Consider the following 11,395-nt stretch of genomic DNA (forward strand, 5'->3'; position numbering starts at 1 on the left):
CACACCGTAAGCAGCCCGCGCGAAACGCCATTGCGCCGCGCAACCTCGGAGATGTTCGCACCCTCCTCAAAGCTCTCTGCCACGATCCGGGCCTTCTCCTCGCTAGTCCACCGACGCCGTCGGCGCTCCCCGGTGATCACCTCGACGCGACGATAGGCGTCATCTTCCTGCCTGGCATCAAGCATGGCATTTGCCATCGTTCCACCTCCACCGATCAGCTCATGCCAGGCTTTATCGAGCGCAAACCGAGCGGCGGCTCGGTGGGGGCCACATGCCGGTTACTGTTCAGTTACACACCGCGCCGTCGCCGCAGATGAAGAGAGCAAAACGGTCCCATTCTAGGCCGCGCTCTTCTTGATCGATATCGACTGATGTCGCCGGTGCTGCAAAGGGGACGTTGAGTTTCCGACTTATGTCGCGATGCTTCGACCGCTAAGGCGACGCAAATCGATCGTCCGCCCTTTCTCAAGCATTTGTCGCCTGATTTTCTCAAGCCCCCAACTGGCATGCGGCTTGCTGGTTAGAGATTGCGATCTGGTCGTAATACGGAGCGCCTAAAACATGAACCACGATACGTCAGTGAAGCTATCCGAGCGCGAAAAACAATGCCTCCAGTTGGGGGCAGAAGGGAGATCGTCATGGGGAAGGAACTGAAGATCACCGAGAATACGGTCAATTATCATGTTAAGAACGCCCGGCAAGAGCTTGATACGAGGACCCGCGTCCTGGGTATCATCAAGGCGATACGCCTCAAGCTGATCTCAGATCCGTCGCAGGAGCGCGACGAGGATAAGGACTAGCGCGACGTCGAGCTTTCGCGACGGCCTCAAGTCCCGGGAATGCTGCGTGGATGGCATCATGCGAGCCTTGGCAACTAGTTCGCGTCGGCTCTCACCGGGGCCTTCATACGCGACACCCGGGACGCCCGCGCTGACGAAGTTCTCGTGCTAGCAGGCGCGCATTATTGAAATTGCCGAAGGAGCCATCACCGTGAACGCGCACAGGCCGTGCGGTCGAGTCGACGATCCGCTCGACCATGTCGATGAGTTGGCTCCATGATCCTTATTGGCGTCTCGCGAGCCGAAAGAGCAGGCAGAATTGGTAGGCCCGCCGCCCACGGGCTTCGAACCCTGCGTTCTTGGGATCACGCTGGAGAGCGCATCGTGAGCTTCCATGGAAAAGGAGAGTTCGCTGGTGGAGCATATCTGAGCGCGCGGCAGTTCTGTAGGCGACGGCTCAGCCCGTCGATCACGGCGTTTTGGGCGGATCGTGTTCCGTGGCGTGGTGTAGCTGGCGGCAGGTCACCGCCGATGTTCCGGCGGGTCGGAAGGCATCAGCCTGCCACAGCGGGCAGAACGACGATGATCGCTCAATGACGCGATGGTTTCCAGTGTCATGTAGCGGGCGCGCTGGAGGACCCATTGGTCGTTTTGCTCGAGCAAAAACGCACCAACGAGGCGACCGATGGCGTCTTCATTGGGAAGATGCCGACGACTTCGGTCCACCGCTTATTCCGCCGTTGAGGCCCTTGATCGGATCGGTCGAGTGGAGCTTGGCGTGGTGCGGAGCCGGGAAGCTCATATAGGCTCGCACGCCGAGCTCGGCTTCGTCCATGAGGGTCGCGAGCTTGGACAGTTTGAGGCCGGAGCTGATCGGCGACCTTGCGCCACTGCGCCCTGGCCGCTTCAACATTGTGTTGGGCGAACGCGGTGGCGATGAAGGCGGACACGACGCGCCGGCCGGCTCTTGCCGCATGCGCGAAGACGTTGCGCATGAAGGGGACGCGCGGCAGCGCTGCCGGGTCGCGTTGAGCGCCTTGCTGACGGCGGCCTTGATGCCCTCATGGGCATCGGACACAACCAGCTTTACGCCACGTAGGCCGCGGTGGGCGAGCTTGCGCAGAAAAGTCGTTCAGAACGCCTCGGCTTCGGACGGGCCCATGTCCATGCCGAGGATCTCGCGCCGGCCGTCGCCGTTGACACCGGCCGCGAGGAACACCGCGAGCGAGACGATGCGGCTATTCTGGTGCACCTTCAGGTGGGTGGCGTCGGTCCGCAAATACGGCCAGTCGCCTTCGATCGGGCAGGCGAGGAAAGCCTTCACACCTTGTCTTCGATGTCACCGCAGAGCCGGCTGACCCGGCTTTTGGAGATCCCGGTCATGCCCATGGCCTGCACGAGATGATCCACCGAGCGGTTCGAGACGCCCTGCACGTAGGCCTCCTCGTCACTGCGCTCAGCGCTTTCTTAGCCATGCGGCGCGGCTCCAGGAACCCGGGAAGTAGCTTCCTTGCGCAGTTTGGGAATGCGTAGTTCAACCGCTGGCACTCTGCTCGCCGTAGGCCGCTCCGGTCTGTACGGCGACCTCCAGCTTCATCAGCCGTTGGCGGCAAAGCCAATCATCTCGCGCAGGTCTGGGGCCTTCTCCACGGGCGCGCGAAGCTTCATCATCTCGTCGTTTCGGAAGTTGCGGGTGGTCGTGCGCAAGTGAATCCCATGTTCGGCTAGAGAGCCGTAGAAGGTTAGCAGCGCGGCACGATTATTGATAGACAATCTGATCACCTGGCCCTACTTGGCGCGGTAATTTTCCACTAAGACGTCGATCGCCGCTTCGCCGGACGCCGGTTCGGCGCCAGACAAACCTCACGCAGGAATCAGCTCGCCATCTCGAGCCGCCCCGCGGTTGCGACATTCGGCCGCGCTACTTCGATCGGGCCGCTGCCGGCCTGATCGTTCGCGACGGACCATAACCATGCCACAGGACACGGCGCTTTCGTCGGCTTCAACTCCTTTTACCGTGGCAAGATAATTTCGTGATAGCTTGCCCAGAAGTTGCCGCGGCGCGCAGGACATTGGTCACTGGGTCGTCGATCTCGTCGGGCTGACGAAATGGGATATGTTTGCAATCTCCTTCGCGGCATATCGCTCTCCTTGAGAGCTTCTGGCATGCTTCGGCACTGGCCTCGTTACCCCGCTTTTCTCATGCCGTGCGTAGCTCCCTTCTGCATGCCTTTAAACCTAAGACGTGCAACACAACGAAGTCGCGCGCTGGTCGGAGCTATCGAAGCAAGCCATGCTGGCGGACACACTGTTCGTCTTTGTCGGACCATCCGTCTAGCTCACCAGCTATACTTGTAAGTCGGCTCACAACCGCCACACCAGTGTTTGTAGGCGGCGCAAGGCGCGATCTGTGTCTAGTTTGTGACATTGGCGCCAAACGCGTCTGGTTCAGAACACTGCCCGAATTGGGCGCCGGGGGGTTTTCAAAAGTGCGATCATAGGCCTAACGCGCTCCGACCGCTGGCACACTCATTGCAAACACGCAGTACTAAGAGTGCTGAGTGCACGCACGCGATCGATGCTCTCCACCCGTTTCTTAGAGACAAGCGGTCAAAATAAGTCGCGTAGGGTTTGATAATATGTCGGACAGCAACGTGGCGCTGCGCATGGAATCTTTGGCTCCTCCCATCAAGGTGGGGAGTTGGCTGCGTGGCCAGCCCCTTGCGAACTTCGAGTGCGGGAAAGTCTACATTGTCGAATTTTGGGCAAGTAGGTGCGGACGATGTATGACGGCGGCGATGCCCTATCTCGTTCAACTGCAGGAGAAATATAAAGATTGCGGAGTTGAGGTCATCGGAGTCGCATGTGGCGAAGAAGCACCAACGGCGGACGAGGCCAGAACCAAGTTGGAGGCGTGGTTGACCGAAACGTCTCCGAAACTGAACTATCGGATTGCGTTCGACTTCACAGGCGAGATGAAGCAGCTTTGGGGAGACCCCAGTTTTGCTCCGGGATTCCCATCTCTTTCGTCGTCGATCGCGACGGCCACATCGCGTTCATAGGACATCCAATGCAACTCAATGATGTTTTGCCGAAGGTTCTTCAAGGGGTCTGGCGAACCAGCGAAGAAGCTAAAGCCGCCGACGCGAAGCGGATTGAGCAGAACCAACGGGTAGCCCGCGAGCTAACGCCCACCTCGCCAATCTACGCTAAACTTCGGGCGGCGCTGTGGGCAAAGGATTGGACGACGGCGCTCTCGGCGGTCCAAGAGGGGCTCGTCTTGATGCCGGACGAAATCGACCTTCGTGAGATTCATGTCAATCTGTTGCTTCACAAAATTCGCGACTTACGGGCCGGCTTGCCCGTCATGCGCCAATTGGTTCGTGACGCGATCGATAAAGGGTCCGAGGAATTGATGACGGTGGCTCTAACCCAACTCTTCGATCCGGCAAATGATGCCTCGCACCTCCCCCTTGCCGAGCGCTTTGCAATGGGCAGGGATTTGGCTGAACACATTTTATGGCTGAATCCACCGCAAGCCGATGGCTATAAGTTCCGGTCTTATGGGGCGATCGCTGAGTACTATTACGAGAGCGGCAACAAGGAACGGGCGATCGAGTTGATCGAACTGGCACTGACCTCGCTGAGCGATTCGAAGCTCATACAGGAAGAAGAGAGACAGTATTATGTGCGGCCGTTAATTCAGGCCCTGGCCAAGTACAGCACTGAGAAGGCTTTAGAGGCGCTTTTGTTTGGCTCCGCCTCACCGCCAAAGCTAAGGGCGAGTATTCAGACGCGTGAAAATGACGCATGAGCGACAATAAAATCACAGAGGCCGATCTGGCGCAGCTCGCCGGCACCGGGCATCGCCTGATGTACCAGATCGTCGAAATGCCCGCCCCCGGGACATTCGTGCCGTTCGTCGACGGTGCCAGCAAGGCGGCGCTAACCATCGCAGAGACGCGGGGGTCGAAAAAGATCGGGCTTTCCAATACCCTCAACCGTAAACTGATCCCGCGCAAGGGACCGGACCCGAACTGGCGCTGCCGCGAGCAGGCCCGCTTCGACCGGGGCGAATATCAAAAACCATTCTTTGCGTCCGGCGTCTGGTGGGCCGACCAGATTCCCAAAGACCATTTTCTGCATGTTTCCAGGAAGGACAAAAGCAAGATTGCCTTCACCGAGAGCGTGGAAAATGGTGAGCGAGACCTCCACACTCAGATGAAGGTCGGAACCTACCTGCAGAAGTACCTTGCCGACTTCGTCGGCGCGGACGAGATCACCCAACTCGCCAACCTGTTCGCGGCCGATCAGCAGGGCCTCGAACTGAAGCTAGCGCGAACACCGGACGAGATCGAGCATGTCTATATTGTCGGCCCGTCCAGCTGCATGTCAGGACCGGTCGAAAAGCTCGGCAAGTATGGCGGCTACGGCAATGCCACGGAGCACCCGGCGCGCGCCTATGGCGCCGGCGATTTGGCCTGCGCCTATGTGGAACGCAAGAATGAAATCATCGCCCGGTCGATCGTCTGGCCGAAGCGCAAGATCTTCACCCAGATCTATGGCGAGGATCACATGCTGCTGCGCTCGATGCTGATTCGTGCCAGCTACAAACCAGCCCATAGCGGCAAAGACTTCGAAGGCGCTCGCTTCCTCGAGCTTACGGTGATGCCATACCTCGACTTCGACATAAGCATGGAGCCACTGTACGAGGACGGCAGCACCGGCCGGCAATCCGCCAAGAGGCGGGCGCGGCTCCGCAACTACAAGCTTTACGTCGGCCGCTATAGAACCACCAAGTGGCTGTTAAGGGAGTATGCAAGCGGGCAGCGCTCGAGCGGCAGATCGGCGAGTTAATCAGGGCAGGTGCGATGTTAGGGCTTAACCGAACTCCCCGAAGTATCCCACAGCGCTCGCCAATAATTTGGTCGTTCGGTCAACTGCCACGTCTAAGCATTTATCTAGATAATGCATGTCAGCTATCGCTTGAGCCACACGAGCGCGATCGGCTTACCTCGATCGAGAACTGGCAGAACATCCCGAGAATGTCCGCCGGTCACATGTCCCAACAAAGGAGTCGCGATGCAATCACAGTCAGTTCTCGGCAACCGCCCTAAACCATGCGCCTCACTTGCAGAAATGCTGCGCGCTCAGATCTGCTCCAACCGCGACCTCTCCTTCCTCATGGAAGCTCACGATGCGCTCTCCGGCGCAATCGCCAAGCGCGCGGGATTCAAAGGTCTGTGGGCGTCGGGCCTCGCAATCGCCTCCTCTCTTGGCTACCGAGATGCCAACGAAGCATCATGGAGCCAACTCGTCGACGTGGTCGAGCGGATCGTCGACTCGACCGAACTGCCTGTGCTCGTTGACGGTGATGGCGGCTTCGGGAACTTCAACAATGCACGCCTGCTGGCACGGAAACTCCGTCAGCGCGGCGCTGCCGGCGTCGCGCTTGAGGACAGCTGCTTTCCGAAAATGAACTCGTTCATTGGCGATCGGCATCCGCTCGCAGATATCGATGAATTCTCCGGCCGTCTGCGGGCAGTGAAGGATACAGTGGCGGAAGACTTGGTCCTCGTGGCTCGGATCGAAGCCCTGATCGCCGGCCATGGAATGGACGAAGCACTGGTACGCGCTAGTGCTTACGCCGCTGCGGGAGCCGACGCGATCCTCATTCACTCGCGTAAGAGCACGGCGGACGAGATACTCTCGTTCGCGAGTTCCTGGCAGAACCACCGACCTGTCGTAATCGTTCCAACAAAATACTATCGAACGCCGGTCTCGTCATACCGTGATGCCGGCATCTCTACCGTGATCTGGGCCAATCACTCCATGCGAGCTGCGACTGCGGCAATGCGGCACGTCTGCGGCCGCATTATCGCTGAGGAAGGCGTTGCCAGCATTGAGCCAGCTATCGCGACCCTTGAAGAGATCTTCGAGTTATTAAGGTACGACGAACTCGCTCGCGCGGAAGAGCGATATCTTGACCCAGGATAGGTCTTCATCCACCCGATATCTCGTTCTCGATCGATTGTTGCGGTTCAATCGCCCTTGTCGATAGTCCCGCTTAAAGTATCTGATGATCGGCCAGGCAACGGATGTCGCCGCAGCAGCTCCGTTAATGAAAGGGTCGATCGTTTCTCCTGTCGGATCGTGGCTCGATTTCCGGGTTTCCGCACGAAACAAACCGCGGCAACCCTCTCGCCAATAGACCACGACCATTTAAGACGATGAACCAGGTGCAATTCTGGGCGCTACCCCGAGGTCGACAATCGTTGCGGCCCTGCACGATATCATCGAGTCCGGAGCTACAAGGCCCGCACAGAAAAGCTTCTTGCTTGTCTGTTCGAAAGTTGCAGCTCGCAGCCATGCATGCGACGATCTCAGGCGTTACGCCATCGACAGCACCGAAGATCTTTGAATTGCAGAGCGCATTCCACTGAAGCCAATGCCTTACAGGTTGTGCGATCAACTACCACACTTATCAATTGATATGGTGGCGTCGGTGCATCAAATATTTGACCGACGTGCGCCCGACTGCTCACACGTCACTTGCAAGGAATTCCGCATGCGACCCGAATCACAGTCTGTTCTTGCCAATGCACGTGATCAATGCGCTGTACAATCGACCGCAGAAATGCAGCACGGTCAGTGCGTCCTCTCCTTTAGCGTGGAAGGGCGTGATCGGCTCGCTGACACGATCATCCGGCGCGCAGGTTCCACATTCCACCGATGTGCCACGCCGATTGGCCACGACGGAGTCGCTCGCGCGCTGTTGGTGAACACCGCCTCAGTAGCGGTTTCGAGCACATTGGTTTGGCGTTGCGGTTTCCGATACTCCGGCGGGAGGACGTTCTGCTGCCCTTTTCAATCGAAAGGACGCATTGCCTGGATTGAGGAGGGAGCGCCTATCTCGAGTGGCTATGAGGCTTCATCTGCTGCGGAGTTCGCCGTAATCGAAGCGCGACCTATGACTGAGCAGATCGCGAAATGCGGCCGAGTGGTTCGATCGTGAAAGACCACAATCAGCTCAGGAGGAGCGCCTGCTGGCGCAACCACTGTCTTTGCTTTTAGGTTCGGGCACTGCCGCCGCTCGTGACGCAGCTAAGTTAGCTGCCGATGGCGCCGTCCGATCATCGATCTGGCGGCGGGTGAAGTGATCATCGATCCACCATCATCGGCCCGCGAGGGGGCAATTGCCGCCATCAAGGCCAAGATAAACCGCTATACGGATGCCATCGGCCTGACGCCGCTTCGCAGCGCCGTTGCCGAAAAGCTGTCATCGGAAACCGGCATCGGCTGGCATTTGAACGATATCGTTATAACTGCTGACCTGCCACTGAATGTTCATCCAGCGGCAGTTAGAGTCTCGAAGCGGATGCAAAACAAGGGCTGCTCAATGTTGCGTTGGCTCTGCTGGATCCGGGTGACGAGGCCATCGCCATTCGTCCCTGCCGGCCGACATTCCCGTCCCAGGTTCTTCTCGCTGGCGCAAAACCCGTGTTCGTTGATGCCCGCCCGCCCCGATATAATTCCGATATTGACGCAATCCGCGCCGCTGGTACACCGCGCACGAAATCCATTATCGTCAACTCGCCCAACAATCCTACTGGTGCAGTCTATGATCGAAGTACCCTTCGAGCTATCGGAGGCCTCGCATCAACTACCAGTTATGGATCTTTTCCGACGAATGCTATTCCAGCTTCGTATTCACTCGTGAGCGCCATGAATCGATTGTCATGGCGCAGCCCGGCGTACGTTCACGGACGATCCTGGTCAACGCTTTCTCCAAGGAACTGGCGATCACTCGCTGGCGACTGGGCTATTTAGCAGCCCCCCGGAGATCGTTTCTGCGGCCAGGAAGTTGCAGGGACATATGACCTCGAACGCCAATGTGATCGCGCAGCACGCGATCATGCACCACCTCAAAATCCATGACGGCTGCTCTGAGCGGCTGATGCATCGGCGCCTTTCTGACGCTCGTGAGATAGGACTTCTGCACCTCCTCCGAATAAGTGGACACCTGTAGTAGCTCAGAGAGCCCGGAGGTATCGAATGCCAGAACGTCAACTTCGATGGTTCACAGAGGACTACAAACGCTAGGCCGTTGAACTGGCGGTATCGAGTGGTCGATCGATCGGATCGGTCGCCAAGGAGCTCGGTCTGCGCGGTGCTGCGCCGCTGGATAGACAAATTCCGGCAGGAGCCGGCATCGGCGGCGTGGCGGCCCACCACGCAGGCGACGCCGATGCCGAGATCCGGCAGGTCCATCGCGAGAGCAGCCAGCGGCAGTTCTCGAGTCCACGCCGCCCTGCGGACGCGGGGACGTGGGCCAGCCGTGGCCGGATCGAACGGCTGATGCGACGGCATGGCATTCGGGCGATCATGGCGCCGCCATGTCGCGTCCGCACCACCGACAGTCGCCACAATCTGCCGATCGCACCAAACCTGATCGCGCGCGACTTCACCGCCGCGGCCCCAAACCGGGTCTGGCTGGCCGATATCACCTACGTCCCACGGCGGAGGACTGGCTGTACCTGGCAGCCGTCATGGACCTCTTCAGCCGCAAGATCGTCGGTTGGGCGATGCCGGATCACATGCGGGTCGAACTCGTCTCCTCCGCACTGACGATGGCGCTTCGCCAGCAGCGGCCGGACGCCGGATTGGTCCATCATTCCGATCGCGGAGTGCAGTACGCTTCACACGAGTATCGCGCGGCCCTTACCGCCGCGGGCCTGACGCATCGACTGCTACGACAATGCCCCGATGGAGAGGTTCTTCCACACCCTCAAGACCGAGCTCGTTCATCATCGTCAGTACCAGACCCGTGCCGAAGCCCGGCGCGACATCTTCGCCTTCATCGCGGGCTTCTCCAATCGAACCAGGCTCTATTCCGCCATCGGATATATCCCTCCGATCGAGATGGAGCTAAAAGCCGCTTAAACCCGTCCGCTTTCTCGGGGGAAGATCAGAGCGCAAAAAGAGGTCAGTCTGACGCACTATCGAGATTGAAGACCGCGTTGAGCGGGGCGACTAACGGCGAAAATCGAAGCATTGTTGCTGATGGATGTTAGGCTCCGAACCACATCTTTCGTCTTGTCTGCAATGTTCTTTGTCCGTCACTTGCGCTCGCTGTCGTGACAATCGGCATTTCTTCTCTCCGCACAGCCGGGACACCCGAGGACCCAACAGCATACAACCTATCGCCACGGCCGATTCAACCCTCATGCGAGCCATCCTGGTGTGAGATAGTTGCAGTAGCTACGCTATCGCCTTGTTTGCTACCTTCAAACTCGCGTCACCAATCCTCTCAAGGTGATGCGGGGGCGGACTCGGCGTATCCCCCGATCCAGTCGTGTGCCGCCCCCACTCTTCGCGAGCGGTCTGAAGAAGATGCGGTGAAACCGGGGGCGTTGCATCTCGTTGCCTCCCCGGAAGCCCATCTCGTCGCAATATAAGACGCGAGAAGCATGCGTATACGATCATCAGCATCACCGCGGAAGAAGGGCGGACGAAGCGCGATTGAACTTTGCGTGAGCGCTGATCTCGTCTTGATTCAGTTCTCCCGCGCGGGCGTTTCGTTCAGCTCCTTGAAGAGGTCGCCGCCGGCCCCTGGCCGCTTTCATCCAGCTCCGGTCAACTGCCAAGGTTAGCGATGGAGCGAGATGAAAAAAGGCGCTATTTTTCAAGATCGGCTTGCCTAGAACGAGACGGCATCCCGAACCTGTTCACACTCCTTGGCTGTTGCGGATGTCGCGGCTAACTCGATGAGAATTCCGTCCACTGAAGCAAGCCCGGCGAACTCCTGTTACGTCGCGCGTTCATCAGCGCTAGGGTTCGTTTCGGCCGGAGCCGTATCCGAGCAGTCAATGAGACCAAGAATGGCTTTAGCAACTACTAAGACTCTCGAGCGCACCAATGTCTGAGCGTTCTTCCAGGCCAAGAGCATCCGCCGCGAAATCGTGCAGACCTCGGCCGAGCAGGGCAACCTCACACTGCGCTAATAGCGGCCGGGCCAGTTAGCTACGATAAATGATTCTGGCAGAGACGACTTCTGAGTGTGATTTTTTGCTGGAAGCTCTTGCTCCTGTAGAAGCCCCGTCCTATTTCAGCTGCGTCTGCGCTAGCACTCGTAGGCATCGATTGCTCACAAGGTTGAAGTCTCAACTCGTGCAAATATTAGGAGGACTGCATGAAATTCCGTCCGCTTCACGACCGCGTCGTGGTCAAGCGCATCGACGCAGAAGAGAAGACCGCTGGCGGCATCATCATTCCCGACACTGCCAAGGAAAAGCCCTCCCAGGGCGAAGTCGTCGCCGTCGGCCCCGGTGGCCGCGACGAAGCTGGCAAGCTGATCCCGATCGACCTGAAGGTCGGCGACCGCGTGCTGTTCGGCAAGTGGTCCGGCACCGAGGTCAAGATCGACGGCCAGGACCTGCTGATCATGAAGGAGAGCGACGTGATGGGCGTTCTCGAGGTCGCCGAGTCCAAGAAGAAGGCGGCTTAAGAGCCTCCCTCCTCCCTCCAGTCAAACACCTTAAGGAAAATTCCAGATGGCAGCCAAAGAAGTCAAATTCTCGGTTGAAGCGCGCGACAAGATGCTGCGCGGCGTCGAC

General features: G+C 58.6%; 8 protein-coding genes and 3 pseudogenes. 9 read left to right on the forward strand and 2 right to left on the reverse strand.

Annotation, left to right across the window (positions count from 1 at the left end; genetic code table 11):
* A partial coding sequence (locus tag L6639_RS42370; RefSeq protein WP_377803224.1) for a transposase occupies positions 1-197 on the reverse strand: 197 nt, incomplete at its 3' end.
* A gap of 441 nt (positions 198-638) precedes the next feature.
* Here L6639_RS42370 and L6639_RS42375 point away from each other — a divergent pair.
* The gene (locus L6639_RS42375; RefSeq protein WP_232995617.1) at positions 639-800 is read left to right on the forward strand and encodes a helix-turn-helix domain-containing protein; all 162 of its coding nucleotides are present in this window, start codon (positions 639-641) and stop codon (positions 798-800) included.
* A 501-nt stretch (positions 801-1,301) separates the two neighbouring features.
* Here L6639_RS42375 and L6639_RS43190 read toward each other — a convergent pair.
* Positions 1,302-2,450 (reverse strand): annotated as a pseudogene (locus L6639_RS43190) (IS256 family transposase).
* A 968-nt stretch (positions 2,451-3,418) separates the two neighbouring features.
* On the opposite strand from L6639_RS43190, the gene L6639_RS43415 reads away from it, so the two are divergent.
* The 8 genes and pseudogenes from L6639_RS43415 to L6639_RS42420 all read left to right on the forward strand — a co-directional run bounded on the left by L6639_RS43415 (position 3,419) and on the right by L6639_RS42420 (position 11,286).
* Positions 3,419-3,841 (forward strand): TlpA disulfide reductase family protein, encoded by a 423-nt coding sequence (locus L6639_RS43415; protein ID WP_308421721.1) that lies wholly within the window; start codon positions 3,419-3,421, stop codon positions 3,839-3,841.
* Between the two features lie 8 nt (positions 3,842-3,849).
* Complete coding sequence (locus tag L6639_RS43420; RefSeq protein ID WP_308421720.1) at positions 3,850-4,593, forward strand: hypothetical protein; 744 nt, start codon at positions 3,850-3,852, stop codon at positions 4,591-4,593.
* Positions 4,590-5,636 carry a hypothetical protein gene (locus L6639_RS42400; RefSeq protein WP_128929790.1) on the forward strand — a complete coding sequence of 349 codons (1,047 nt, stop codon included), beginning with the start codon at positions 4,590-4,592 and terminating at the stop codon, positions 5,634-5,636. Before L6639_RS43420 ends, L6639_RS42400 begins: the two co-directional genes overlap by 4 nt.
* Before the next feature lie 282 nt (positions 5,637-5,918).
* Positions 5,919-6,776 (forward strand): phosphoenolpyruvate mutase, encoded by an 858-nt coding sequence (aepX, locus tag L6639_RS42405; RefSeq protein WP_128930179.1) that lies wholly within the window; start codon positions 5,919-5,921, stop codon positions 6,774-6,776.
* 1,410 nt (positions 6,777-8,186) lie between these two features.
* Positions 8,187-8,366, forward strand: a pseudogene (locus L6639_RS43195) (DegT/DnrJ/EryC1/StrS family aminotransferase); the annotation flags it as partial.
* Between the two features lie 89 nt (positions 8,367-8,455).
* Positions 8,456-8,659: an aminotransferase class I/II-fold pyridoxal phosphate-dependent enzyme gene (locus tag L6639_RS43200; protein WP_256438976.1), complete on the forward strand. Its 204-nt coding sequence runs from the start codon at positions 8,456-8,458 to the stop codon at positions 8,657-8,659.
* A 407-nt stretch (positions 8,660-9,066) separates the two neighbouring features.
* Positions 9,067-9,722, forward strand: a pseudogene (locus L6639_RS42415) (IS3 family transposase); the annotation flags it as partial.
* Positions 9,723-10,971: 1,249 nt separating this feature from the next.
* Positions 10,972-11,286: a co-chaperone GroES gene (locus L6639_RS42420; RefSeq protein ID WP_128955103.1), complete on the forward strand. Its 315-nt coding sequence runs from the start codon at positions 10,972-10,974 to the stop codon at positions 11,284-11,286.
* Positions 11,287-11,395: the final 109 nt, after the last annotated feature.

The sequence above is a fragment of the Bradyrhizobium zhengyangense genome (genome assembly GCF_022012555.1).
Lineage (GTDB): Bacteria > Pseudomonadota > Alphaproteobacteria > Rhizobiales > Xanthobacteraceae > Bradyrhizobium > Bradyrhizobium zhengyangense.